This is a genomic window from Nitrospirota bacterium, from assembly GCA_040755395.1.
GTDB lineage: Bacteria > Nitrospirota > Nitrospiria > Nitrospirales > Nitrospiraceae > DATLZU01.
The window spans coordinates 12,854-37,088 of the sequence record JBFMAX010000007.1; the positions used below are offsets into that span (position 1 = coordinate 12,854).

The 24,235-nt window shown below is 64.5% G+C and carries 23 protein-coding genes and 1 pseudogene; 13 read left to right on the forward strand and 11 right to left on the reverse strand.

Annotated features, from left to right (window positions below):
* Positions 1–8: 8 nt before the first annotated feature.
* The 9 genes and pseudogenes from AB1555_11755 to AB1555_11795 form a co-directional block, all read right to left on the reverse strand.
* Complete coding sequence (locus tag AB1555_11755; GenBank protein ID MEW6247365.1) at positions 9–614, reverse strand: cytochrome c; 606 nt, start codon at positions 612–614, stop codon at positions 9–11.
* Positions 607–1,857 carry a sulfite dehydrogenase gene (gene soxC, locus AB1555_11760; GenBank protein ID MEW6247366.1) on the reverse strand — a complete coding sequence of 417 codons (1,251 nt, stop codon included), beginning with the start codon at positions 1,855–1,857 and terminating at the stop codon, positions 607–609. Before soxC ends, AB1555_11755 begins: the two co-directional genes overlap by 8 nt.
* Positions 1,858–1,913: 56 nt before the next feature.
* On the reverse strand, positions 1,914–2,048 hold the full coding sequence (locus AB1555_11765; GenBank protein MEW6247367.1) for a hypothetical protein: 135 nt from the start codon (positions 2,046–2,048) through the stop codon (positions 1,914–1,916).
* 107 nt (positions 2,049–2,155) lie between these two features.
* A pseudogene (locus tag AB1555_11770) lies at positions 2,156–2,293 on the reverse strand (cytochrome c biogenesis protein CcdA).
* Positions 2,294–2,345: 52 nt separating this feature from the next.
* Positions 2,346–2,867, reverse strand: a complete 522-nt coding sequence (locus AB1555_11775) for a TlpA disulfide reductase family protein (GenBank protein ID MEW6247368.1) — start codon at positions 2,865–2,867, stop codon at positions 2,346–2,348.
* A gap of 16 nt (positions 2,868–2,883) precedes the next feature.
* Positions 2,884–3,357 (reverse strand): DsrE family protein, encoded by a 474-nt coding sequence (locus AB1555_11780; protein MEW6247369.1) that lies wholly within the window; start codon positions 3,355–3,357, stop codon positions 2,884–2,886.
* Positions 3,358–3,500: 143 nt separating this feature from the next.
* Positions 3,501–4,163 carry a response regulator transcription factor gene (locus tag AB1555_11785; GenBank protein ID MEW6247370.1) on the reverse strand — a complete coding sequence of 221 codons (663 nt, stop codon included), beginning with the start codon at positions 4,161–4,163 and terminating at the stop codon, positions 3,501–3,503.
* Between the two features lie 10 nt (positions 4,164–4,173).
* Positions 4,174–5,649: a sensor histidine kinase gene (locus AB1555_11790; GenBank protein MEW6247371.1), complete on the reverse strand. Its 1,476-nt coding sequence runs from the start codon at positions 5,647–5,649 to the stop codon at positions 4,174–4,176.
* Positions 5,650–5,786: 137 nt separating this feature from the next.
* Positions 5,787–6,149 carry a hypothetical protein gene (locus AB1555_11795; protein MEW6247372.1) on the reverse strand — a complete coding sequence of 121 codons (363 nt, stop codon included), beginning with the start codon at positions 6,147–6,149 and terminating at the stop codon, positions 5,787–5,789.
* Positions 6,150–6,361: 212 nt separating this feature from the next.
* On the opposite strand from AB1555_11795, the gene AB1555_11800 reads away from it, so the two are divergent.
* The 10 genes from AB1555_11800 to AB1555_11845 all read left to right on the forward strand — a co-directional run bounded on the left by AB1555_11800 (position 6,362) and on the right by AB1555_11845 (position 19,448).
* Positions 6,362–8,662 carry a PBP1A family penicillin-binding protein gene (locus AB1555_11800; protein ID MEW6247373.1) on the forward strand — a complete coding sequence of 767 codons (2,301 nt, stop codon included), beginning with the start codon at positions 6,362–6,364 and terminating at the stop codon, positions 8,660–8,662.
* 143 nt (positions 8,663–8,805) lie between these two features.
* Entirely contained in the window at positions 8,806–12,339 is a 3,534-nt protein-coding gene (locus AB1555_11805; protein MEW6247374.1) for a PAS domain S-box protein, read from the forward strand.
* 145 nt (positions 12,340–12,484) lie between these two features.
* The gene (locus AB1555_11810; GenBank protein MEW6247375.1) at positions 12,485–15,328 is read left to right on the forward strand and encodes an EAL domain-containing protein; all 2,844 of its coding nucleotides are present in this window, start codon (positions 12,485–12,487) and stop codon (positions 15,326–15,328) included.
* A 383-nt stretch (positions 15,329–15,711) separates the two neighbouring features.
* Positions 15,712–15,999: a hypothetical protein gene (locus AB1555_11815; protein ID MEW6247376.1), complete on the forward strand. Its 288-nt coding sequence runs from the start codon at positions 15,712–15,714 to the stop codon at positions 15,997–15,999.
* Between the two features lie 77 nt (positions 16,000–16,076).
* Positions 16,077–16,925: a transporter gene (locus AB1555_11820; protein ID MEW6247377.1), complete on the forward strand. Its 849-nt coding sequence runs from the start codon at positions 16,077–16,079 to the stop codon at positions 16,923–16,925.
* A 97-nt stretch (positions 16,926–17,022) separates the two neighbouring features.
* Complete coding sequence (locus AB1555_11825; protein MEW6247378.1) at positions 17,023–17,475, forward strand: hypothetical protein; 453 nt, start codon at positions 17,023–17,025, stop codon at positions 17,473–17,475.
* A gap of 28 nt (positions 17,476–17,503) precedes the next feature.
* Positions 17,504–18,103, forward strand: coding sequence for an RNA polymerase sigma factor (locus AB1555_11830; protein ID MEW6247379.1), 600 nt, complete (start codon positions 17,504–17,506; stop codon positions 18,101–18,103).
* Positions 18,100–18,471 (forward strand): hypothetical protein, encoded by a 372-nt coding sequence (locus tag AB1555_11835; protein MEW6247380.1) that lies wholly within the window; start codon positions 18,100–18,102, stop codon positions 18,469–18,471. Before AB1555_11830 ends, AB1555_11835 begins: the two co-directional genes overlap by 4 nt.
* Positions 18,472–18,591: 120 nt before the next feature.
* Positions 18,592–18,900, forward strand: coding sequence for a hypothetical protein (locus tag AB1555_11840; GenBank protein MEW6247381.1), 309 nt, complete (start codon positions 18,592–18,594; stop codon positions 18,898–18,900).
* Positions 18,897–19,448, forward strand: coding sequence for a DUF3106 domain-containing protein (locus AB1555_11845; protein MEW6247382.1), 552 nt, complete (start codon positions 18,897–18,899; stop codon positions 19,446–19,448). The genes AB1555_11840 and AB1555_11845 overlap by 4 nt, the downstream gene beginning before the upstream one ends.
* 532 nt (positions 19,449–19,980) lie before the next feature.
* On the opposite strand, the gene AB1555_11850 is transcribed toward AB1555_11845, so the two are convergent.
* A complete protein-coding gene (locus AB1555_11850; protein MEW6247383.1) occupies positions 19,981–20,400 on the reverse strand; it encodes a hypothetical protein in 420 nt (139 codons plus the stop codon).
* Positions 20,401–20,859: 459 nt separating this feature from the next.
* On the opposite strand from AB1555_11850, the gene AB1555_11855 reads away from it, so the two are divergent.
* Both AB1555_11855 and AB1555_11860 read left to right on the forward strand, forming a co-directional pair.
* Complete coding sequence (locus AB1555_11855) at positions 20,860–21,540, forward strand: outer membrane beta-barrel protein (protein ID MEW6247384.1); 681 nt, start codon at positions 20,860–20,862, stop codon at positions 21,538–21,540.
* A gap of 69 nt (positions 21,541–21,609) precedes the next feature.
* Complete coding sequence (locus AB1555_11860; GenBank protein MEW6247385.1) at positions 21,610–22,068, forward strand: polymer-forming cytoskeletal protein; 459 nt, start codon at positions 21,610–21,612, stop codon at positions 22,066–22,068.
* Positions 22,069–22,083: 15 nt separating this feature from the next.
* On the opposite strand, the gene AB1555_11865 is transcribed toward AB1555_11860, so the two are convergent.
* On the reverse strand, positions 22,084–22,917 hold the full coding sequence (locus AB1555_11865; GenBank protein MEW6247386.1) for a 5-formyltetrahydrofolate cyclo-ligase: 834 nt from the start codon (positions 22,915–22,917) through the stop codon (positions 22,084–22,086).
* A 140-nt stretch (positions 22,918–23,057) separates the two neighbouring features.
* On the opposite strand from AB1555_11865, the gene AB1555_11870 reads away from it, so the two are divergent.
* A complete protein-coding gene (locus AB1555_11870) occupies positions 23,058–24,128 on the forward strand; it encodes an AI-2E family transporter (GenBank protein MEW6247387.1) in 1,071 nt (356 codons plus the stop codon).
* Positions 24,129–24,235 lie beyond the last annotated feature (107 nt).

The following is a 24,235-nucleotide window of genomic DNA, read 5'->3' on the forward strand; positions in this document are numbered from 1 at the left end:
CATCGCGCTCATCGGCGCGGCAGATCCGGGCGCGGGTCGGGAACGAACCCATGCCGGTTCGGCATCTGTATGGCGGGTAGCGTGCGCGCGTCGAGCACGGCGTGCTCGTCCACGATGCCGTTGCGATAGAGCAGCCAGGCGACCACGGAATACACCTCATCGGGTGTCAGCGATTGCGGGGCGGAAAAGGGCATGGTGCGACGGATGTAGTCGAACAGCGTCGTCGCATAAGGCCAGTAACTGCCGATCGTCTTGATCGGATGCGACGTGGTCAACGTGCCCTGCCCGCCGACCAACCGATCGCGCGGTCCTTCGACGCCGGTCGGGCCGTGGCAGGCGGCGCACTTCTTGGCAAAGACCGCGGCGCCTTGTTTCACAGTGCCGCGGCCGGGCGGGAGGCCGTCGCCGCTCGGCGAGACATCGATGTCCCAGGCGCGAATCTCCGCTTCCGTGGCCGGGCGGCCGAGGCCATAGGAGGACGGGTCGTCCGGAAAAGAAGCGCCGACCCAGGCCGAGACCGTCGCGGCGGCTGCCGCGATGAGGCAGGCTCCTCGCAGCACGACGCGTGGCGAGTTGTTCTTCCTCCGACAGGAGCGAGGAGAGCGCTTAGACATGGATATTCGTCACCGTGCCGTCGCGAGACACGCGCCAACTTTGAACGGCATGGTAATGGTACACGGAGTTCACGCCGCGCACCGCGATCAGGTCGGCGCGGGCCGGTTGCACATAGCCGGTCTCGTCCGTGCACCGGCTCTGCAGAATCGTTTCCTGCCCCTGCCAGCGCCAGGGAAACCGAAAGCGCGTACAACACTTGGGCAACACCGGTTCCTGCAATTGCGCCGGCCGCCACGAGCGCCCGCCGTCCGTGCTCACGTCCACCGACGTGATGCGTCCTCGTCCGCTCCAGGCCAACCCGCGGATCTCCACGAAACCCGGCCGAATCCGCTGCCCGCCCGACGGGCTGGTGATCACCGACTTGGCCTCCATGACGAAGGTAAACTGCCGCGCGGTCCCGTCCGGCATGAGGTCCGTATAGTGCGATGTCTCTTCACGGGTCATGAACGGCGCGGTGCCCAGTTTCAGGCGCCGCAGCCACTTGATACAGGTGTTGCCCTCCCAGCCGGGAATGACCAGCCGGAGCGGATAGCCCTGCTCGGGCCGCAGCGCCTCGCCGTTCTGTGCGTAGCACAACAGGGTTTCTTCCAGGATCTCGTGGAGCGGCAGACTGCGCGTCATGGCCGCGGCGTCGCCGCCCTCGGCGAGCACCCACGTTGCGTCCGGCTTGACACCCGCCTCGGCCAACACGGTCGCCAGCGGCACGCCGGTCCATTCGCCGGCGCTCAGGAGGCCGTGGGTTTCCTGGACGGTGCGGCCGACGGGCGCGATCCATTCTCCGGCCGAGTTCCCCGAGCATTCGATGAACACGACTCTCGACGCGGACGGAAAGCGCACGAGATCGTCCATGGTGAAGACCAGCGGCCGCTCCACCAGGCCGTGCACGAGCAGCCGGTGTTTGGCCGGATCGATCGTGGGCACGCCGTTATGGTGCCGTTCGAAATGCAAAGAGTTGGGTGTGATGATCCCGTGCAGCGACTGGTGCGGCGTCAGGGACACGGCGGATCTGACCAGCCGCCTCGCCTGCTCGAACGCGGAGCGTCGGCCATACGCGCTGGGCGGGGCGCCCGGCACCTTCGTCGGGTCCTCCGGAGCCGCGGGTTTCGCGTGCGCCGATGGCAGAAGGGAGCGGGCGGCCGTCAATCCCGCAAAGGTCGCCGCGCCGGCGATGAAGGCCCGGCGGCTGAGCGGCCGAGCGGAGCTATCGGCATGCGGAACATCCTCATCCAGGAAGCGCCCCATCGATCACCTCGCATCGGTTGATGGAGACCGATTATGGATTGCCGCGGAGGAGCGGGTCAATCGTTCGTTCCGAGATCGACGCCGATCCCGTACCGTTCGAGGAGGGCAGGTGAGGAGGGTATGATCGTCGCGATGAGCGTCGTGCCGACTTTCCGGATGAGCGCTTGATGGTCTGCGAAAACCCGGCCCATGAGACTGGCCGACGCTCCGAGCGCGACGAACACGGCTGAAAAGCCGCGATGAAGAGGGGCGAGTTGACGATGATCGCCGTGCGGCGCCGGTGTCGCTCCTCGGAGTCCGTCAGTTCATGGAGCGACAAGCCGGTGATCGACATGAGATAAGACGGCACCAGCGGTAGCACGCAGTGGGAGAGAAAGGACAGCAGACCGGCCAGAAACGCGGGCGCGAGCGAGGTGTGCGGCAGCGAATCGATCATGAGGGAGGCGCTGATGGAGACGGGGGCCGGGTCCGCGCGACCCCCGCGGTCTTCACTCGGTCAACGCGGACAGGAACTCCCGAAACTTGGCGTTCTGGAGAATGCCGGCGCCGCGATACACGAGCACGATGTGCCCCTGAGCATCGACCAGCACGGAGGTCGGCGTGGCGTTGACGTTGAAGGCCTGCGCCGTCCATCGATCTTCGTCATAGGCCGTGGGAAACACGAACGTATCGGGCCTGGCTTTCACGAACGCCTCGACGTTGGTTCTCGTATCGGCGAACCCGATCGAGATCACACGGAGCCGCGCCGGTTTCCTCCGCTGATAGAAGTCGCCCAGGCTCGGCAGCTCGCGTCGGCAGACCTTGCACCACGGCGCCCAGAACACCAACAACGTCGGCCGGCCTATGATCGTTTCGTGGCTGTACACCTCGCCGGCCAACGTCACCAGCTCGAACGGCGGGACGGCCGAAGGCGCCGCTTCGGCCATGCCTGCTCCGTTTCCGATCAGGCCTCCGCCGAGGCCGGACCACAGGATCGTCAGACCAAGGAGACCGATCCTGATCCGTCGCATGCTCTCCCCCTCCTCCTTACGGCTTGATGTAGAGGTAGCCCTGTCGCTGCAGATCCGCGATACGTTTCACCGCCACGGGATGCAAGGTGGCGACGAATCCCTTGGCCAGATTGTCCAGCGTCTTGCCGAAGACCTTCATCGACAGCTGGCACATCTCCGCGTGCACGCCTTTCTCGATGATCTGGTCGAATCGCTTCTGCATTTCTGGGTCCATCTTGTCCTTCTCGAACAGTTCCAACGCCGGTCCGTGCACGACCAACTCCACGTCGATGTTCTCCGGCCCGCCCTCCGCGTCGATGTGCTTGTTGATGAGGGCGAGCGCGTACTTGGCGACCTCCGGGTCCTTCCCGTCCACGTGGTACAGGACTTTGACTTTCTCCTTCTTGGGGTTGTCCGCCGCCTGCGCCGGGTCGGGGACCGCGGTGAGGGCGAATAAGGCGACCGACAGCATTGACGCGAGCGCCAGCTTGCAGGGGAACGTGGCGATCATGGCTTCCTCCTTTGGGTGATGATCCGTGAAGAGCGACGACTCGTGCGCGCATCGTACTCATGCGCAACGGAAGGAGGGTAGAGGAGGGTACCCCGGCGGGCGGAACAATTATACCCCTGGCGGGTAGGGGAGAACTCCTCTGGTCAGATCTTCGGACGGCGTTGGGTGTAGTAGACGGCCGCCTGGGCGCGGCGCGTGACGTGGAGCTTCTGAAAGACGTTACCCAGGTAATTACCGACCGTTTTCTCGCTGAGGTTGAGCGCGACCGCGATCTCCTTGTTGGTCTTGCCTTCGGCCACCAGCGCGAGTACGCGTTCCTCCTGCGGCGAGAGCGCGTCGCGCTTCTCGCCGTGCGACGTGGCCGGAACGGATTTCAGACGCGCGAGCACGCGTTCCGTCACGGCCGGATCGAGGATCGATTGTCCGTCGGCCACGGTCCTCGCCGCGCGAAGCAGTTCCTCGCCGCCGATTTCTTTGAGCAGGAACCCGTCGGCGCCGGCAAGAATCGTGGCCAGGACCGCGTCATCGTCGGCGTAGGAGGTGAGAAAGAGCACCCGCGTCTCAGGGCGCGCCGCCCGGATCTCGCGACAGGCTTCGATTCCGCTGCCGTCGGGGAGCCGGACGTCCATCAACACGACATCGGGCTTGAGGCGCGCCGCTTCGGTCACGGCGGCCGCTTTCGTGCCGGCTTCACCGACCACCTGGAATCCGCCGGCTTCGGCGAACAACGTGCGCAGCCCCAGCCGGAGCACCTGGTGGTCGTCCACCAACAGCAGCCGGATCGGCTTCGTGTCAGGTCGAGGCATGGGACACCTCCTAAGGCACGTCGCAGACGATCCGCGTTCCGCGCCCCGGCTCGGAATGCACCGCCAGCCGGCCGCCGAGTTTCCTGGCGCGGGCGTCCATGTTCCGCAAGCCGTGCCCTTGTTTGTGGGCCGCGCCCGTCTGAAACCCCGCGCCGTCGTCCTCCACGATCAGCCTCACGTTCCCGTCATGCAGGTGCAGCGACACCGTCCCGGTGCGGGCGGCCGAATGCCGCAGGCAGTTGCTCATCGCTTCCCGCGCGATCGCGAGCAGATGGGCGGCCTGTTCCGGCGTCACCCTGTCCGCGGCGGCCGGGTCGATCCGCACATCGAAATGGATCCGGTGCGGCCCTTCCATCGTCGCGACCAGGGCATTCAATGCCGTTTCGAACTCGCGTCCGCCGGAGAGCGGCGGCTCGGGTCCGACCAGGTACCCGCGGAGGTCACGAATCACCGATTTGAGATCGGCAATGGCTGAATCCAGTTGGCGGACCGATTCGGTCGGATCGATCGCCGCCTGCCGCCGGGACCGTTCCAGGCTGAGCGTGGTCGCAAAGAGCGATTGGATGGCTCCATCGTGCAGGTCCTGGGCCATCCGCTCCCGGTCGTCCAGCGCCTGCCGAAGCTGCCGCTCGCTCCGGCGCAGGGTCTCTTCGGCGCGTTTCGTCCGGACCAGGGAGGCTTCCAAATCGGAGATCGTGCGAAGATACCGGCGAGCGACATAGCCCAACGCCAGAACACAGGCGCTCAGGCGCAACAGGTGCCAGAACCACCAACGGGCGTCCCAGGGCACCGAATACATGAAGACCAACTCGGCCAGAGCGAACAAGAGCGCGAGGCAGCCAAACAGATAGTCTTCCGGTTCGCCGGAGCGCCGGTAATCGTGGAGGAGACGCAGGGTCGCCGCGAAGAAGAACAGGCACGCCAGGCTCTGGGGCGCGACCGCCGTCGGAGTAAACTCGCCGTGGCGGATCATGTCCGGAATCCGGTCGGGCCAGACCAGAACCGAGACGCCCAGGATCAGCGCGCCGACTGCGACGGCCCACGGCAGCCATGGGCGCCGCACCCGGAGGCGCTCGGAGGTCTGAGCCCAGACGAACGCGAATCCGGCGCCGCCGAGCAGGCTGGCCATGTTCCGCAGGAGCACGAACGCATTTCCCGGCCGGACCATGGCATGAAACGTGTCCAGAATCCCCATTCCCAGGAAGCCGATTGCCAAGGCTTGGAATTTTACGCCGCCCCGCTCCTCGCGTCGTCGCAACAGGACCGTCGCCATCGCCATCGCGGCCAATCCTCCCAACGCTTCCATCGTCGAGTGCAGCGGCTCGTGATGCCAACGCCAATCCGGCCGGAGCGCGGACAGGACCGCGCTTGCCAGCACCGCAGCGATGGCGCCGAATCCAAGGATCGCCTGCGAGAGGATCGGGTGACCGGTCACGGGGATTAAGGATTTCTGTGCCAGGGAACGCGCCCAGCGTATGCCGATCACTATACGATCTCTTGCCATGGACTGGAAGGCCTTCCGCCTCTGCGGCGAGGGCCCTGTGTGGGTACGTTGAGACGGGCAAGGAGCACCCGTTGCTTGGCCTCATGCAAAGGCTGATGGGAACAAAGTCAGGAGCTTTTTTAGTCGCAGCCGATGCGGCGGCCGGCGGTAATGATCCCTTCGCGGTTGGAAACGAACACGAGTTGGCAGTTCACGCCGCTATAGAGCGGTAGAGTGTGATATTCATCCGCCTGCCCGGGCATCCGATCGATCGTCATATCCCACACCATCTCGGTCGTTCCGTCGTCCAGCTCCTTCGGATGGAGATTCGGAGGCCCGAGTTCGTAGTACAAATCAGTCTTCTGCTTCCCGATCCATCGATCGATCACATCGTCCCAGGTCTGATAGATTCCGGCCACGCCGGGATCGCGGCTCTCCGCGCAGCCGACCAAACCCGCCAGCACTTCCAGGATCAGCAGGACCGATATGATCGTCGTCCTCATGGTCTCTCCTTCCGTGATTTTCGACGGCGTTTGGCGTATCCTGTCGATCGAGCCGACCCGCCGCGCGCGGACCTGCGGAGTGTAGCAGTTTCCGGGATGGAGACAAGGGGCGGGGAGGCGGTCACGGTCGAGAGCGATAAGCGTCAGGGCTGAGATCACGGATGCGGGACGCGCCATGCAGCCGCCGGGTATCGTGAGGCCGTGAGAGGTTGATGAAGTTGACCAACCTGGTGCATTGGATGAAACGCGGGATCGCGCTGCTGGTGTGGAGCGGCGTCTCGGCGTTTCTGGGCTTCGGCCTCTATGGATTTTATCTGTCGACCAGCCTGAGCCTCCCCAAAAGCGAAGATCACCCGCCGCTGCTCATCTACGGCGCCCCGTTTCTCCTGAAGCCCGATCAGGATATCGACGCAGTCCGGCTGGTCGAACGCCTCCACCGGCTCGGCTACCGTCCGGCCTCCTCGGAGGTCCTCGCGCCCGGCGAGTATCGCGTCACCGAGCAGACCCTCGACATCCACCTCCACGAACAGCCTGACACGCATGCCCCAGCCCTCCCTATCCGTCTGACGCTGGACGGCCGCCGCGTGGTCGAGATCCTGTCGCTGGTCGACGGGGGGCCGATCTTCCCGGTCTCGCTCGAGCCGCAACTCATCAGCGGCGTCCGCGGCGAGTCGCGCCAGGTGCGCGAATGGCTTCCGCTCGCTTCGATCCCGAAACCGGTGATCGATACGGTGCTGGCCGTCGAGGACCACCGCTTCTACTCGCATCCCGGCATCGACCCAGTGGCGGTAGGGCGGGCCGTCTGGGCTAATCTCGTGAAGGGGGAGGTCGTGCAGGGCGGCAGCACCATCACCCAGCAACTCGCCAAGAACCTCTTCTACACGCCGCAGCGGACCTTCGTGCGGAAGATCAAGGAGTCGATCGCCGCCCTGGTCCTGGAGGCCAAGTATCGGAAAGATGAGATTCTCGAGAGCTACCTGAATGAAATTTACCTGGGGCAGGCCGGATCCGTCGCCATCTACGGCGTGGGCGAGGCGGCGCATCGGTACTTCGGAAAATCGGTCCACGATCTGACGATCGAGGAAACGGCACTGATCGCCGGCATGATCAAGGGCCCCAACACCTATTCGCCGGTGCGGGACCTGCGGCTGGCCAAACAACGGCGCGATGTGGTGCTGCGCCGACTGCGGGAGGCGGGCCGGATCACCGAGGAGCAGTGGAAGGTCGCCGTCAATACGCCGGTGCGCGTGTCGCCTCCGCAGGACAGTCTGGCCGACGCGCCGTACTTCGTCGATTATGTGCTCCGACAGTCCGAGGAAACGGCCGACGCGGCGCTGCCCGACGGGACGAGAGTCTATACCACGCTCGATCCCATCCTGCAGCGGATCGCCGGCGAGGTCCTCCAGAACGGACTCGCGCGACTGGAGAAGGTCCATCCCAAGTTGAAACGCGCGGACCTGCCGCTGCAGGGCGCGTTGGTGGCGCTGGATCCCAGGACCGGCGGCATCCTGGCGATGGTCGGCGGGCGGGAGTATCGGGCCAGCCAGTTCAATCGGTCCGTGCAGGCCAAACGGCAACCCGGATCGCTCTTCAAGCCGCTCGTGTATCTGGCCGCGTTCGAGACGACGAAGGACGCCGGGCCGAGCGCCGTCACGCCGGCCAGCCTCATCCTCGATGCGCCGGTGACGTTCGAGTCGCCGGCCGGACCGTGGTCGCCCCAGAACTACGACCGCCAGTTCCACGGCACGGTGACGATCCGGGCCGCGCTGGAACAATCCCTCAATGTGCCGGCGGTGCGGGTCGCTCAGACGGTCGGCGCCAAGCGCATCATTCGCACGGCGCATGATCTGGGGATCAAGAGCCCGCTGGACGACAATCTGTCGCTCGCGTTGGGCAGTTCCGCGGTCTCGTTGCTGGAAATCACCGCGGCCTTCGGCGTGCTGGCGCACAACGGGCTGGCGGCGCCGCCGTCGGCGATCAGGTCCGTCGCGGCGCCGAACGGCGACCCGCTGTGGCACGCGCTGCCCGATCGGCGCCAGGCCGTGTCGCCGCAGGCGGCCTATGTGGTCACTTCGCTGCTGAAAGGCGTCCTCGATCGCGGCACCGCGGCCAGGGCGAGGGCGATGGGACTGCAGAGCGTCGTGGCCGGCAAAACCGGCACAACCGACGGGTACCGCGACGCCTGGTTCGTCGGTTACACGCCGGACATCGTGATCGGGGTGTGGGTCGGGTTCGACGATGAGCAGCCGCTCGGCCTCACGGGAGCGCAGGCCGCGCTGCCGATCTGGACGGAGTTCGCCCGCCAGGTGATTCCGTCCAATTCTCCCGACTTCACCGCGCCGTCCGGCGTGGTGACCCGCGAAATCGATCCGCAGACCGGCCAGCTCGCCACCTCGAAGTGTCCGGAGCGGACGCCGGAGGTCTTCATCGAAGGCACCGAGCCGACGGTCTACTGCGAAGTGCACGGCGAAGGTTTTTGGGACCGGATCAAACGGACCTTCAGCTTCTTCTGATCCTTCAGCCGCCCGCGCGCTTCTCGCCTTTCTCGCATGCGACGCCGCGCAAAGACTGTCGGAAAACGACTGAATCGTTGACGAATGGGCTAGGTTGTCGCATCTTCGTGGACATTTGAACGGGAAAGTTCCGTGAGATCCGCATGATTCCTCCGCCGATTCCTCCTGATGAAGCGCAGCGCCTGGCCGCGCTGCACGCGCTCCACATCCTCGACACTCCGCCGGAGGAACGGTTCGATCGCATCACGCGTCTCGCGCAACGCCTCTTCGACGTGCCGATCGCCTTGATCTCGTTGGTGGATGCTTCACGGCAGTGGTTCAAATCCCGCGCCGGCCTCGATGTCGCGCAGACTCCCCGGGAGATTTCGTTTTGCGGCCACGCGATCCTCGGCCACGAGGCGTTCGTGGTCCGGGACGCCCGGGTCGATCCCCGCTTCTCCGACAATCCGCTGGTGACCGGCGAGCCCGCGATTCGTTTCTACGCGGGATGGCCGCTTGCCGATCCCGCCGGCCGTACACTGGGTACGCTTTGCCTCATCGATCGCCGGCCTCGACAGTTGAGCGAAGCCGATCTGCGGGTCTTGCGCGATCTGGCCTCATTGGCGGAGCAGGAGCTGACCAACCGGGAACTCCTCGCGGCCTGTGCCGGCCTGAGAGAAAGCGAAGAGCGGTTCCGGGTGCTGGTGGAATCTTCTCCGAGCGGCATGGTCATCGTGGATGAAACCGGCACGATCCGACTGGTGAACGCCGAGTTGGAGCGCCAGTTCGGATACAGCCGCACCGAGCTGGTCGGGCGGCCGATCGACATGCTGGTGCCCGTTGATGCCCGCGGAACGCATGCCGACTTTCGCGCTGAGTACTTCGCCGCACCGTCCACGCGGCTGATGAGTCCTGGGCGCGAGCTGTCAGGTCTTCGGAAAGACGGGACCGTTTTCCCCGTCGAGATCGGGCTGGCCCCGCTGGAGACCTCCACAGGCCGCCAGGTCCTCGCATCTATCATCGACATTTCGGCTCGCCGGCAAGCGGAGCAGGAGCAACGGCGTCTGGCCGCCATCCTCGAAGCTACGTCGGACTTCGTCGGCACAGCCGACCTGGAAGGACGAGCACTGTACGTGAATGCGGCCGGTCGAAGAATGTGCGGGATCAGCGATGACGAGGATATCACGAAGACGGTCATCCCCGACTTTCACCCGGCTTGGGCGGCCAGGCTCGTCCTCGAAGAAGGCGTTCCGGCGGCGATGCGCGACGGAATCTGGCGCGGGGAGACGGCGCTGCGACGTCCGGACGGAACCGAGATCCCCGTGTCGCAAGTGATCATCGCGCACAAGGATCGCCAGGGCCGGCTCGAATATCTCTCGACGATCATGCACGATATCAGTGAGCGGAAACGGGCCGAGGAAACGCTGCGGGCGAGCGAGGAACGGTACGCGTTGGCGGTGCGCGGCACCTCCGACGGCCTGTGGGACCGCGACATCCTGACGAACACCGAATACTGGTCGCCACGGTTCAGGGAGTTGGTGGGCTATCACGAGTCCGAGCTACGGAGCACCTTCGAGTCGTTTGTCACCCTGTTGCATCCCGACGATGTGGACCGGGTCACCTTGGCCCTCCGCGCGCATCTGGAACGCCGCAAACCGTACGACATCGAATATCGCCTGCGGACGAAGAGCGGCACGTACCGGTGGTTTCGGTCGCGCGGCCAAGCGGTGTGGAACGAAGCGGGCTGGCCGGTCCGCATGGCCGGCGCGATCACCGATATCACGGATCGGAAGTCGGTCGAAGAGGAACTGCGCGCGACCAAGAAGCTGCTGCGGGCGATGCTGGATCATACGCCGGCCGTCGTCTACGCGAAGGATCTGAACGGCCGGTATCTCTTCGTCAACCGCCGTCATGAGCAGGTATTCGGCCGGACGCACGAAGAAACGGTCGGCAGGAGCGACGACGAGTTGTTTCCCGGCCGGCAGGTCGAGGTCTATCGGGCGCACGACCGCGAAGTGCTCTCGACCCTCAAGGCGATCGAATACGAGGAAACCGCCGTCCAGGAGGGGCAGCTCCATACCTACCTGTCGGTGAAGTTCCCTCTGCTGGACTCATCCGGCCGGCCGTTCGGCGTCTGCGGCATTTCCACCGATATCACCGATCGCAAGGAAGCGGAGGAGGAACTCCGAGAACTCACGGATCGGCTCCAGGCGATTGTGCAGGCCTCGCCGGTGGCCGTCATCGCTATCGATCCCGGTGGAATCGTGACCATGTGGAATCCGGCCGCGGAGCGCATCTTCGGCTGGAGCGAAGCCGAAGTCGTCGGCCGCCTGGTCCCCTTTGTGCCAGACGACAAGCGGGAGGAATTCCGGACTCTGCTCGAGCGGGTGCTGCGCGGCGAATCGCTGTTCCAATTGGAGTTGGAACGGCGGAGAAAAGACGGCACGCTGATCCAGGTGAACCTGTCCGCCGCGCCCTTGCGGGATTCAAGGGGGAAGATTTACGGCATTATGGCGGTCTTGGGAAACGTCACGGAGCGGAAGCAATTGGAAGAGCAATTGCGGCAGGCGACGAAAATGGAGGCGATCGGACGGTTGGCGGGCGGGGTGGCGCACGACTTCAACAACATGCTGACCGCGATCCGTGGCTACAGCGAGCTGCTGGTCACGGACTTGCCGGAGAACGATCGGAAGCGGCACCAGGCGGAGGAGATTCTCAAGGCGGCGGAGCGGGCGGCGTCGCTGACGCAGCAGTTGCTGGCGTTCAGCCGGCGACAGGTCATTCAACCGAAAACAGTGGACCTCAATGCGCTGCTTACGGATCTGATGGGCATGCTGCGACGGGTGATCGGAGAAGACATCCGGTTGGTCGCCCGACTGGAGCCTGGGTTGTGGCCGGTCACGGCTGATCCTGGACAACTGGAACAGGTGGTGCTGAACCTGGCGGTGAACGCGCGGGACGCGATGCCTCAGGGCGGCGTCCTCACGATCGAGACGGCGAACGCCCGGGAAGAACGGCCGAAAGGCGACGGGCCGGACGGCGGAAGCATCGGCGCCGTCCAGCTCACGGTCCACGACACCGGGTCCGGCATGGACGCCGGGACCTTGGCCCGCATCTTCGAACCGTTCTTCACGACAAAAGAGTTGGGAAGGGGCACCGGCTTGGGACTTGCCACGGTGTATGGGATCGTGCAGCAGAGCGGCGGCACGATCACCGCGGACAGTACGCCGGGCCAGGGCACAACCTTCACCATCCGGTTTCCGCGCGCGCAGTCGCCGGTCGCGGACGTGCGGGCGCTCGACGGCCCGGCCGAGGTCCTCACCGGATCCGAGACGATCCTGGTGGTGGAGGATGAGCCCTTCGTCCGCCAGTTTCTGAAGGAGTTGTTGGCGGGCCGTGGGTATCAAGTGCTCGAAGCCGCGTCGGGCGCCGAAGCCTTGGCCCGCTGCGAGGCGTACCACCGGCCGATCCATCTGTTGTTGACCGACGTGGTGATGCCGGAGATGAACGGGCGGCAACTGGCGCAGATGGTCGTCGCCAAGCGGCCGGAAATCCGAGTCCTCTTCATGTCCGGCTACACGGATGACGCGGTCCTGCGGCACGGCGTGCAGAACCGCAGCGACGCGTTCATCCAGAAACCCTATGCGCCGGAAGCGCTGCTGAGAAAAATCCGAGAAGTGCTGTCGGCCGAGGGCTAAGGCTCCGGTCCCTCCTCCGTTCCTTTCTGCCTCCGGTAGCCCGTCGAAATTTCTGGTTTTCGTCGATTTCTCAGGCGAGTACGGGTATTTTCGGCAGTAGCGCGCCGTCGATCTCTTCGCCGGGCGCTCTCTCCGGACGGGGCTGATGATCGCCGAGATTTTCGATCCCGCCAACTACATCCTGAGCCTGTATGCGCTCCCGACCTTCATCAGCTCGACGGCGCTGGCGTCGCTCGGTCTGCTGGTCCTCCTGCGGGAGCGCGCGTCCCGGGAAAGCGTCTTGTACTGCTTGATGACCCTGACCGTTACGGTGTGGCTCTTCGCCTTTTCGTGGATGTACTGCGCCGAGGAGAAAGCGGTCGCGCTCTGGTGGGCGCGGACGGCCTACCTAGGCATCCCCTTCGTCTGTTCGGCCGTCTATCACTTTACCGTCTCGGTTCTACGCCTCTACCAACGACGCAAGGGATTCGTGTGGGCCGGGTGGGTGCTGTCCGCTGGCTTCTCGGCGACGGCGCTTTGGACGGAAGACCTGATCAGCGGCGTCGATCGGTACTGGTGGGGCTATTACCCGAAGTACGGCCGGCTCGGCGCACCATTCACCGCGTTCTTCGCGCTGATGTCGCTGATCAGCCTGCGGTACTACTGGAACGAATATCGCAAGGCGAAGCCGGGCGTTCACCGTAACCGGGTGCAATGGTTTCTGATCGCGTTCGCCATCGCCTCGTTGTCCTGGGTGGATTACCTGCCTAAATACGGCGTCGAGTTGTATCCCTTCGGGTATGCGGCGCTCGTCGGCTGGCTGCTCTTCGTCGAGCGCGCCATCTGGCGCTACCAACTCGTCGATCTCACGCCGGCTTTCGCTGCGGATCAGATCATCCGAACGGTGGCGGATCCGTTGTTAGTGCTCGATCAGGAGGGCGTGGTGCAGGTGGTCAATCAGGCGGCGTGCCGCCTGTTCGGTCGCACGGAAGCGCAGATCGTGGGCGCGCCCGTCGCCGCGATCAGCGCCGACTTCCTTCCGGCAGAACGTCTCCAGATGCTGCTCCGCACCGGCCAGAACATGAACTACGAAGTCGCCTATCGCGACGGGCGGGATGAGCCGGTGGCCCTCGACGTGTCCGCATCCGTCAAGCGCGGCCGGTCCGGCCGCGCCGTCGGCATCGTCTGCGTCGCCCGGGACATCACGGCGCGCAAGCGCGCCGAGGATGCCCTGCGGGCGAGCGAAGAGCGGTTCTACTCGGTCGCGCAATCGGCCTCCGACGCCATCATCTCGGCCGACGGCCGCGGCCGAATCCAATTCTGGAACAAGGGCGCCGAGGCCATCTTCGGGTATACCGAAGACGAAGTGATGGGACGTCCGTTGACGATGCTGATGCCGGAGCGGTATCGGGAGGCCCATCAGAAGGGGCTCGAACGGGCTTACGCGACCGGAGAGCGCCGGGCCGCCGGAAAGACGATCGAGCTCAACGGCTTGCGGAAAAACGGGCGGGAGTTTCCCTTGGAACTTTCGCTGTCGATGTGGAAAGCGGGCGGCGACACGTGTTTCAGCGGGATCATCCGCGACATCACTGAGCGGAAACAGGCGGAAGCCCGGCTCACGGAGGCCGCGTACTACGATTTTCTCACCGGTCTGCCGAACCGGCGCCTGTTCATGGAACTGCTTGCGCAGGCGATCGCGCGCGCCCGCCGCATCGAAAAATCGGTCGCGGTGCTGTTCCTGGACCTCGACAACTTCAAGCTGATCAACGACACGCTGGGCCACGTGGAAGGCGACGCGGTCTTGAAGATCGTCGCCAACCGGCTCACCGGCTGCGTGCGCGAAACCGACGCCGTCGCGCGTGTCGGCGGCGAGGACGCCGGCGACACCTCCGCGCCGTCGGCGTCCGACCGCGATGGCAACGTCGTCGCCCGCCTGGGCGGAGACGAGTTCACGTTTCTTCTGGAGGGCATCCACTCCGCGCGGGACGTGGAGCGGATCGCGCAACGGATTCTCGACGCCGTCGCCAAGCCGATCCGGCTCAAAGGACACGAGTTGGTGCTGACAGCGAGTATCGGGATCGTGCTGTATCCGGGCGACGGGACCGACCGGGAGAGTCTGATCAAGAACGCGGATGTCGCGATGTACTCGGCCAAGCGGCAGAAAAACACCTTCCGGTACTATTCGCCGGACATGAACGCCCGCGCGGTCGAGCGGCTCAATCTGGAAGCCGACCTGCGGCATGCGTTGGACCACGGAGAATTCGAACTGTATTACCAGCCCTTCGTCGACGCCCGCACCGGCCTGATCAGCGGGGTGGAGGCGCTGGTCCGGTGGCACCACCACGAGCGCGGACCGATCGGACCGGACACGTTCATCCCGCTGGCCGAGGAATCGGGCCTGATCGTCCCCTTGAGCCAGTGGGCCTTGCGAACCGCCTGCGTTCAGGTCGGCGCCTGGCGCGCCGGCGGATTCCCGTACCTGCGGGTGGCGGTCAACTTGTCGCGCAGCCTCTGCCAGCACCATAACCTGATCGATCTGATCGAGCCGGTGCTCAAGGACACCGGCCTGGCGCCGGAAGGGCTGGAACTGGAGCTGACGGAAAGCGTCCTGATCCAGGACCGGGAGCGCGCCGTATCGATGCTGCGCGCGCTCTCCGCCTGGGGGATCCGCATTTCCATCGACGATTTCGGCGTGGAGTATTCGTCCCTCAGCTATCTGCGTCAGTTGCCGATCACCACGTTGAAGATCGATCAATCCTTCGTGCGCGAGGTCACGACGAACCGAAGCGATGCGGCGATCGTGCAGACGATCATCACGCTGGCCCGCTGCCTGAAACTGACGGTGATCGCCGAAGGCGTGGAGACGGAGGCGCAGGCGGCGTTCTTGCGCGACCAGCAGTGCGACGAATTGCAGGGCTATTACTTCTACCGGCCGATCCCGGCGGAGGCGATGACGGGGATTCTGAGGGCCGAAGGCGGAGCGGAAAAGAGCGCTAGCCCGCATTATTAACCCTGCTCTGAAAATAACCGTCAGCCGTCAGCTATCAGCCGTCGGCTTTCCCCTTATCTGGCTCCTTTCCCCCGGTGAAAGGGGGCTGAGGTGAGGGGGAATAGGCAGGGCTTGAATGCGATCAGCGTAGTGGTCGGACCGCCTGAAAATATAACGGTTATCCCTATCTCCCGCACCAGGACCGGGTCATCCACCCTCACCCTCTCCCATTATGGGAGAGGGTGAAGAACAACCCACACCATTGCCCGAAGAGCCCAAGAAGGCAAGGGCGTCAACCGTTCATCCATCTGTGCGTTCCCAACCTCACGAAGGACGGTGTGGTCACCCTATCACTGGAGGTAGCCATGGGAGGCATCGTTGTTGGAGCAGCGCTAGGGATTGTCATGGTTGCGTCCGTCGTCCTCGCGCAGAGCGACACACCGGGGATCGATCGGCGGCAGGCTAATCAGGAGCGGCGGGTTGATCAGGGCATTGCCGGCGGGCAATTGACGGAGCGGGAAGCGGCGAGACTGGAGCGGCGGCAGGAGCAGATCAATAGGATGGAAGATCGTGCGAAGGCCGACGGTGTGGTGACGAAGCGAGAGCGGGCTCGCATCCATGGGGCGCAAGACCGAGCGTCGAAGAACATCTTTCGGGAAAAGCATGATCGGCAGGGGGCGCGGCATCGGTAGACGGGCGAGTGGGCGAGATGAGCGGTTCCTGTACGTTCACCGAGGGGAGCGCCGATGAAGAAGGTTGAGTCAGCCGGATGATGAAGGCGCGCGTTGCCGGACTCCCGGCGCTGCTTTTTGTGCTGACGGCGGCGCAATGGCTTGTTTGTCCGGTGAGTCGCGGCGAAGAGCAAGACTGGATGACGAGTCTCTCCATAGGTTATTCGACGGGAACCTACGGTACGGATTCGCCGACGAGCATCCTCTCCGTGCCGATGACCATCCGACGGTTGTTCGCCGACGGCGATCTCTCGCTGACGGTTCCCTTCGTGAGCGTCACGGGCGACTGCCGAGTCACGCTGGTGAACGGTCTGCCCAATCGGACGGGGGGAACCTGTCCTAGGCGAACCGTCACCATTTTGGGCCGGAGCAGAACCTTCACGTTGCCCGCCGTCGTCAACAATCAAGGGCTTGGGGATATCGTGCTCCAAGGACGCTACTACGTTCTGGAAGAAGACGAGCTGGCACCCATGGTGGCCATCACCGCGCGAGTCAAATTCCCGACGGCGAACAACGAGATCGGGTTGGGCACAGGAGAGTTCGACGAAGGGGGTGGGATCGAGATGTCGAAAGAAATCTTGCCCGACTGGCTCGTCTTTGCCGACGCAGGCTTCACGGTGATCGGACAACCGGAAGGCGTCACGCTCAGAAACCAATGGATCTACGATCTCGGGCTGGGATACTACGTCACGGATGCGTTCTTTGTGAGCGTGTCGTATGAAGAGTGGCGCGCGATCATCTCCGGCTTGCCCAACCCCCGAGATGTCTTGGTGGGAGCGAACTATCGCGTCGCCTCGGCGTTCCGCGTCAACGTCTCGACGACGGTCGGGCTCTCCGACGGCGCGCCCGACTACGGGCTGACCGGCGGCGTCTCCATCCGCTTCTGACGGTGTGCGTCAACCCTTCAGCGGGTGATGCGTTCTTCTTGGGCAAGAAGGAGGTTTCCGATTCATCTTCACCACGACTACACAGGAGGTACTGAACATGCGCACGGAGGGATGGGGAATGGTCATGATCGTGGCGGCGGTAGCGGCGGTGCCGTACCTGGCGTATGCCGACGCGACCGATCTGGGAGACCGCATCAATGAGCGCCTGGATCGCCGGGGAGATCGGATCAACGAACGGCTCGACCGGCGGGGGGATGCCGTCAATGAGCGATTGGACCGCCGAGGGGATGCCGTGAACGACCGTCTCGATCGGGCGGCGGAACGGGCCCGAGCAGCGGGGAACGAGCAACGAGCCGAGCGGTTGGACCGGAAGGGCAATCGGGTGGAAACCCGGCTGGATCGTCGAGGCGATCGGATCGAAAACCGGCTTGACCGGAAGGGGGATCGGATCGAGAATCGGCTGGATCGTCTCGGGGACCGGATCGACCGCCGGTTTGATCGGCGCATCGATCGTGTCCCGGGAGCCGGTCGTCCGGCGAGGGTGCGGTAAAACGGCGTGGGGTGGCTGGAAGGGATCGATGATCGGCCACCCCGCGATACGTCCCGGCCTGCAGTGTCTGGGCGGGAGGGGGTCGTCTCTGGATCACACCCAGGCATTGGAACAGTTTCTGGCTGGGATCGAACGACGCGCGTTCCGCATCGCGGAGATTGCGACGGGCGATGTGGACGAGGCGATGGACCTGGTCCAAGACGCGATGTTCAAGCTCGTCCAGCGGTATAGGAGGCGCGATGCGTCGGAATGGGGACCGCTGTTCCACCGGATCTTGCAGAGCCGTATCCGCGATTGGTATCGACGGACACAGGTGCGCAAGCGGTGGCGACGCTGGTTCTGGCCATCCGATGACGATGCGCAGGAGGATCCGATCGAAGCGATCCCGGACGGCTCGACCGGGCCGCTCGACGAGCAGGTCCAGCAGAAGCGGGCCTATGCCGCGCTTGAAACGGCGATCCGGCAGCTTCCTTTGCGGCAACAACAAGCGTTTCTCCTGCGGGCGTGGGAAGAACTCGACGTCAAACAGACCGCGGCGGCGATGGGTTGCTCGGAAGGCAGCGTCAAGACGCACTATTCCCGCGCCGTGCATAGCTTGAGAAAAAACCTGGGTGACCATTGGCCATGAAGCCCGAGAACGAGCAGCCGGACACCCGGCTCGTGGCGCAGGCGAAGCAGGTGCTGGAGCGAAGTCTCGCGGATCTCCATCCGGATACGTGCTCCCGGCTCCGGCTGGCTCGCCGGCGCGCGCTTGAGGAAGGCGGGGGTCCGTCCGATCGATTCCCGATCGCCTCTCTACGATGGGCCGGCGGGTTCGCGATGGCGTCGCTGGCCGTGCTGGCCGTTGCGCTATGGATGGGAAGGTCGGGTGCGCCGAATCCCAACCCTCTGCCCCCTCTCGAAGATCTGGAGTTGGTCACTTCAGGGGAGAACTTCGAACTGTCTGAAGACTTGGACTTTTATGGCTGGTTGGCCGAAACCGCGACCGCTGGATAAGTGGCTCTGGCTCTGCCTGTCAGGATGTTCAAAAAGGTCAACCAACAAGGCCGCAGGAGCGCGGCGACTGAGGTGTGCTCTTTGCCGTACGTCGCAGGGAGACGCGCAACGAGAACGCAGTTGGGGGCCTTTTTCAACATTCTGCTGGTGGTCGCGGTTCAGGTCTCCGACGCAGCACCTCGGGAGGCTGATTCCCTTCCTGAGGCCGATTTTCTGGAGTTTCTCGGTTCTTGGCGGACGGAAGACGGCACATGGGTGGATCCGTTTCAACAGGACGAGGAACTGCCCGCCTTCTTGATGGAAGACCGGCCGGACACCTCGCGGGAACGGGAATTTCGCGATCGACGCAGGAAGAAACGAATCGAGCCGGGCTCGCCGGCCGGCGCCTCGACCGAGCCTCGGTTGCACGGCGAGAACAACGAACCATGACACGCGGCCTGAGATTCTTGCTCCTTCTGCTCTTGTTGGCGCTGCCGGCCGTGGCGCAATCCGAAGAAACGGCCGTTCCCTGGGACGGGTTGGCGCCCGATGAGCAACAGATCCTCCAACGGTTCCGCGGGACATGGGACCAATTGCCACCTGAACGGCAGAACCGTTTGCTGAACGGCGCGCGGCAATGGATGAACATGAGTCAGTCGGAGCGCGAGGAGGCGCGGCTGCGGTTCCAGCAATGGCGGCAATTGCCGCCGGACGAGCAACAGCGCCGGCGGGAACGCTTCGAGCGGTTCCGGCGCTTGCCGCCGCAGCAGCGGGAAGCGATCCGTGAGGCGAAGCGTTGGTTTCAATCCCTCCCGCCCGAACGGCGCCGGGCGCTGCGCGAGCAGTGGCGCACCATGTCACCGGACGAGCGGCGCGAATTGCGCCGACAACTCCGTCGGGAGTTCGGCGGCGGACGTGCTCCTTCGTCCGACACTCGACCCCTTCTTCCCCGGCCCGAGCGGCCGATGCATCCACGTCCCTCTCGTCCGGTACGCTAGCCCGCATGAAGAACGAGGATTCGTGACGTTCCACCCGTTGCGACGGGAAGCGCAATGGGTACCCGGCGGACGCGTTGTGTGAGACCTTCGAGGGGTGGAATCCCAAGGACTTGCGTCAAACCTCCTGGCCGGCGCCCACTTGCGCGGGGCACCCATTGCATTCCGGAAGCAATGGGTCCCGGCGACGGATCCTCGGCGAAAGCCGGGGCGAACCGGTTGGCCAGGATCACGCTGATCCGAACCGGCAATCCGACAGTGAAGGAAAGTCCCTGTGCGGCCGGTCAGACACACGGTGTGTGCGGCCGGCGCGGAGGGTCGGAGAAGCGTCTCAACTGAGGATGGCTCGTGGCATGCCTGACGGTGTTCATTGCCCGAGGGGTCGAAGAGCCGGAGAGGGAGGCGGGGCGCTGAGGCACAGCCGAGATGACGCGCCGAGGCCCCGTGAGAACGGGGCGGAGCAAAGGGGACCCACCCGAGTGCGCGGGGAAGCGGTGCACCGGAGTACGGTGAAGGAGGAAAGGAAAGTTTCCGGTCAGGAACGGCGGCCGTCCGGGTCGCTTGTTGCGACCGGATGAGCGTGGCGCGGACGAAGATGGCCGTTCCGATGAGGGCGGACCGGGCGGTCGCAGCGGACCGGCTCCCGGCTCGGATCGTGATCCGGATGCAGGTGTGTCGCGGGCGCTCGGTCCGTGTGATCGGCCGGACGCGACGCCGAGCCGACCTCGGCCGCCTGTCGCTCGGTCAGCGTTCTCAGACGGGCGGTATTCCTGGCCAGCCCGACGATGAGGAACGCCAGCGAGACGAAGAACAGCATGCGCCATGGCGAGGGATCTTCCCACAGGTCCAGCAACGTGATCGTGAGCTCGCGATCCATGAGCATCGATACCATGACGCAGGGAAAGACCACGCCCAGACTCCGCTGCCAGAACGTCTCCTGATTCCATCGCGCCACCGCGCCACCTCCCGGTTCTCGATCGCAAGGCAAAATGAGTCGCGACGATACCAGAAACGAAGCGGCGGTGTCACGCGATTTTTCTCGCCGACCGCTCCGGCGCCGCATGGAGGCGCGCGTGTCCGCCTATATTATATTGTGGTGGGGCGGAGGAAGCCGTCGAGGACTGTGTCACGAAGCTGACAGGTGTAGAGGCGATTTCATACAGTCGTCGCCGTGGCGCCGCCGCGATGCGTGCCTTCACGACGCAGAATCCGTCTTACGACGGACCGTGAAACCTCTTGTCCTGCGAGGCCGGAGGCGGCGTATGCTCATGGAGTTTTCCCGCGAAGATGGGGAGGTGACGTGGGTGGCATCCACCTTGCTGCGTGGTACGTACGGCCCGTCGTCGCGACCGGAGGCGGGCCCCGGCGTTGTGGCATCTATTTTCTATGTATCGGTCTCGCAAGGAGGTCTCCCATGCAAGCGAACCGAGTCGGTCTTGTCCTCCTCATCGCGCTGGCGACGCTCATACCTGTCACGGCTTCCTCGCCCGCGTCGGCCGAGCTGTACGTCGGCGGACAGTTGGGGTTCACGATTCCGGAGGATTTGGGCGGAGTCAGGGAAGTTGGAGGAAATATCCGTCTCACCGACCTCGATCTCAACAACTCGTTCACTTACGGCGCCAAGGTCGGCTATTTCCTGGAACAGACCAAGTGGCTGGGATTTGAAGCCGACCTCTACACGACGACGCCGCATCTCGAAGGGCAGGATGCGACCCGGACGAACGCGGCCGGAGTCTCCTCGAATTCCCGAGTCGTCGGGGCGCTGACCAGAGTGACGACCCTGGCCTTCAGCATTATCGGTCGCTACCCGGGCGAACGCTTCCAGCCCTATGCCGGTCTGGGCATGGGCGTGTACTTCGCCAAAGCGACCCAGGCCTTCGCCCGCGACACGGATTCGGCTCCGGGTTTCCATCTGCTCGGCGGGGCGCGGTTGTTCGTGAGCAAGGAAGTCGCGTTATTCGGCGAATACAAGTACGACCGCGCGACGTTCCGATTCCGCGATCTGGATACGAACGGGCCGGGATCTGCAAACGGACTGATCAGCGATTACCAGGCGCACACCCTCGTGATCGGGATTTCCTATCACTTCTTCTAAGAAATCGTGCTAGGATAGGCCCGTCGGCGGCCGGTCAGGGGCGAGCCGGAAGCACGGGGAGCGTTGGCGGTGGACCTTATCAGGAAGAAGAACGGACCTCCTCCGTCCGAAGAAAACATCACGTTCCTGGCGCGCGGCGTGGAGCTGAGAGGCGCAATCCGCGTCGACGGCACGGTGCGGATCGACGGGCTCCTCGAAGGCGAGATTCACACCAAGGGCACGGTGGTGGTCGGCGACGAGGGCATCGTGCGGGGCACCGTCAACACCGGCACCTTCGTGAGCAGCGGCAAGGTCAAGGCGAACGTGAACGCGACGGAGAAGGTGCAACTGCTGAAGCCGGGCGTGTTGATCGGCGAAGTGCGCGCGCCGATCTTCTCGATCGAGGAGGGCGCCTATTTCCAAGGGCTCTCGGACATGGGGCCCTGTCCCTGGACCGACCAGTCGCCGCAAGCCTCCGGCAACGTGCACGACCTCACCGCCCACCGCAGCAAAGCTCCGGCCGTCTCCGAGAAGCGGTCCGATCTCTGACGCGCGCCCCCCGTCTTATCGTCGTTTCTTTCGACCGGCATTCGTGCGGCCACGGCCGCTCCGTCCGGCCCAAAGCGTGCGCGACGCCAGTCCGGTGGAAAACAGAGTCGGCTGGATTCTCTTCAAACGGCGAAGGTCCTCCAGGATCGGCATGTCCTCGAAGTCGTTCTCGGTCAACCGGCCCCACGCGATGCCTGCGGGCGGAGGCGGCGGGTCCGTGACGGTAATCGTCTGCGTCGGGGTAACGATGACCGAGAGCGGAAGATCGGTCTCGTTCCGGGGAAACTCGTCGACGAGCTGCAGGTCATGAACGGTGGTCGCGACCGGCACCGGCGGATGGCCGAGTTCGCGGAGGATCGCGTATTCCAAGTCGCTGTAGCCTTCGCCTTTGCCGCAACGCCGCCCCTCGCGCGTGACGGCGACCGATCCGCACACGATCGCATCCAGCCTGGGCAGGTCTGTCAGCGGCACCTCTTCCGCCCATGCCCGGCTGGTCGAGAGCGCCGCCGCCTCGGCGATCTTGTCTTCCGGGATCTCAGCGGGATCGAGCCGCGTGAAGCCGGCCCGCAGGCGCGGCGTCGGTACGAACACGACGATCCCCCGGCGAAGCGCTTCTTCGCGGACGTACCGCTGCGGCGCGTCCGGGTTCACCTTGATCCGCTTGGCCGTCTTCCACGGCTCCAGCTCGAACAGGCGCCGCGCCGCTTCTTTTGCGCCGGCGAAATTGGGAATGCGCCCGTGCGGAGGAAACGGGAAGCGGGCCGCCCCGTTCTGCTGCAACCGATCCCAGACTGCCTGCCGCGCGTCGGCTTTCGTCGCAAATCGCTGCGCACCCAAGGTTCGTGACAAGGCCTGACCGTTCTGCTATCTAGGAGCCTTCGGCCGCGACCCGTTGCTCCGGTGAGGACGAGCGGGACTCGCGCGACCGGCGCGAAATGCGACTCGCGCTTGTCTCGCCAGTCACGCCCGTCCCGCAATACGATTGCCCCATGACCCGACAACAACTCTTTTCGCTCGCCTTTTTCGCCGTGCTGGTGCTGTTGCTGTACCAGATCGCGCTGATGTTCCGCCCGTTCCTCTTTCCCATCCTGTGGGCGATCATTCTGGCACACCTGACCTTTCCGATTCACGCGAGGCTGTCATCCTGGATGCGAGGCAGGGAGACCCTCTCCGCGGTGCTGCTGACGCTGGCCATCATCGCGCTCGTCGTGGTGCCGCTGCTGCTCCTGGGCGTGATGCTGGTCAAGGAAGCGCGCGGCGCGGAACAGGCGGTGCGGGGCTGGATCGTGTCCGGCGGCATCGAACGGCTGCCCGACCAGTTGGCGCGGCTGCCGATCGGAGGGGACCTGCTCAGGGAGGCGATCAGGCAGGCCGAAACGAAGCAGGGGAACCTGGAGTCGTTCTTCCTCTCCAGCGCGAGGACGGTGAGCGAGTTTCTCGTGAATGAGGTCAGTGACCTCATCCGGAACGTGTTCCTTCTCGTCGCGGATTTTCTGGTCATGGTCGTCACCCTGTTTTTCTTCTTCAAGGACGGCAGACGATGGCTGTCTTCCGCGTACGAACTCATTCCACTCGACGCCGCGCACAAGCAGAAAATCTTCCTGCGGTTGGATCAAACGGTTCGGGCGGTGGTGAAGGGGTTGTTGCTGACCGCCGTCGCTCAGGGGCTCCTGGCCGGCGCGGCGTATTGGGCGCTCAACGTGCCGTTTCCGGTCGTGCTCACGGCATTGACGATGCTGCTTGCGCCGTTGCCGTTCGGGGGAACGGCGTTGGTGTGGGTGCCCGTCGCGCTGTATCTCTTCTGGGTCGGGCCGGTCGGGAAGGCGCTGGTGATGCTGGCCTGGGGCGCCGGCGTCGTCACCATGGTGGATAACATCCTCAAGCCCGTGTTGATCGGGCAGGGAGCGCAGATTCCGGTCTTTCTCTTGATGTTCAGCGTGCTCGGCGGGCTCGCGTTGTACGGCGTGATCGGCATCTTTCTCGGCCCGATCCTGGCTGGCCTGCTGATCACGACCCTCCAGATCTACCGCGAGGAATACCATTCTCTGGAACATTCGTGAGGCGTAAGGGGTGAGGCGTGAGCCGTTATGCAGAGCAACGGACGTGCTCGTGCATTGACCGCACGTTCTGTTAGCGACAGCGTCTCACGCCTGACGTTTCACGCCTC

What these genes read in the sequence shown, in the direction of transcription:
- AB1555_11755 (MEW6247365.1), bottom strand. Translation starts at nt 614, where the DNA reads ATGTCTAAGCGCTCTCCTCGCTCCTGTCGGAGGAAGAACAACTCGCCA.
- soxC (MEW6247366.1), bottom strand. Translation starts at nt 1,857, where the DNA reads ATGGGGCGCTTCCTGGATGAGGATGTTCCGCATGCCGATAGCTCCGCT.
- AB1555_11765 (MEW6247367.1), bottom strand. Translation starts at nt 2,048, where the DNA reads ATGGGCCGGGTTTTCGCAGACCATCAAGCGCTCATCCGGAAAGTCGGC.
- AB1555_11775 (MEW6247368.1), bottom strand. Translation starts at nt 2,867, where the DNA reads ATGCGACGGATCAGGATCGGTCTCCTTGGTCTGACGATCCTGTGGTCC.
- AB1555_11780 (MEW6247369.1), bottom strand. Translation starts at nt 3,357, where the DNA reads ATGATCGCCACGTTCCCCTGCAAGCTGGCGCTCGCGTCAATGCTGTCG.
- AB1555_11785 (MEW6247370.1), bottom strand. Translation starts at nt 4,163, where the DNA reads ATGCCTCGACCTGACACGAAGCCGATCCGGCTGCTGTTGGTGGACGAC.
- AB1555_11795 (MEW6247372.1), bottom strand. Translation starts at nt 6,149, where the DNA reads ATGAGGACGACGATCATATCGGTCCTGCTGATCCTGGAAGTGCTGGCG.
- AB1555_11800 (MEW6247373.1), top strand. Translation starts at nt 6,362, where the DNA reads ATGAAGTTGACCAACCTGGTGCATTGGATGAAACGCGGGATCGCGCTG.
- AB1555_11805 (MEW6247374.1), top strand. Translation starts at nt 8,806, where the DNA reads ATGATTCCTCCGCCGATTCCTCCTGATGAAGCGCAGCGCCTGGCCGCG.
- AB1555_11810 (MEW6247375.1), top strand. Translation starts at nt 12,485, where the DNA reads ATGATCGCCGAGATTTTCGATCCCGCCAACTACATCCTGAGCCTGTAT.
- AB1555_11815 (MEW6247376.1), top strand. Translation starts at nt 15,712, where the DNA reads ATGGTTGCGTCCGTCGTCCTCGCGCAGAGCGACACACCGGGGATCGAT.
- AB1555_11820 (MEW6247377.1), top strand. Translation starts at nt 16,077, where the DNA reads ATGATGAAGGCGCGCGTTGCCGGACTCCCGGCGCTGCTTTTTGTGCTG.
- AB1555_11825 (MEW6247378.1), top strand. Translation starts at nt 17,023, where the DNA reads ATGCGCACGGAGGGATGGGGAATGGTCATGATCGTGGCGGCGGTAGCG.
- AB1555_11830 (MEW6247379.1), top strand. Translation starts at nt 17,504, where the DNA reads ATGATCGGCCACCCCGCGATACGTCCCGGCCTGCAGTGTCTGGGCGGG.
- AB1555_11835 (MEW6247380.1), top strand. Translation starts at nt 18,100, where the DNA reads ATGAAGCCCGAGAACGAGCAGCCGGACACCCGGCTCGTGGCGCAGGCG.
- AB1555_11845 (MEW6247382.1), top strand. Translation starts at nt 18,897, where the DNA reads ATGACACGCGGCCTGAGATTCTTGCTCCTTCTGCTCTTGTTGGCGCTG.
- AB1555_11855 (MEW6247384.1), top strand. Translation starts at nt 20,860, where the DNA reads ATGCAAGCGAACCGAGTCGGTCTTGTCCTCCTCATCGCGCTGGCGACG.
- AB1555_11870 (MEW6247387.1), top strand. Translation starts at nt 23,058, where the DNA reads ATGACCCGACAACAACTCTTTTCGCTCGCCTTTTTCGCCGTGCTGGTG.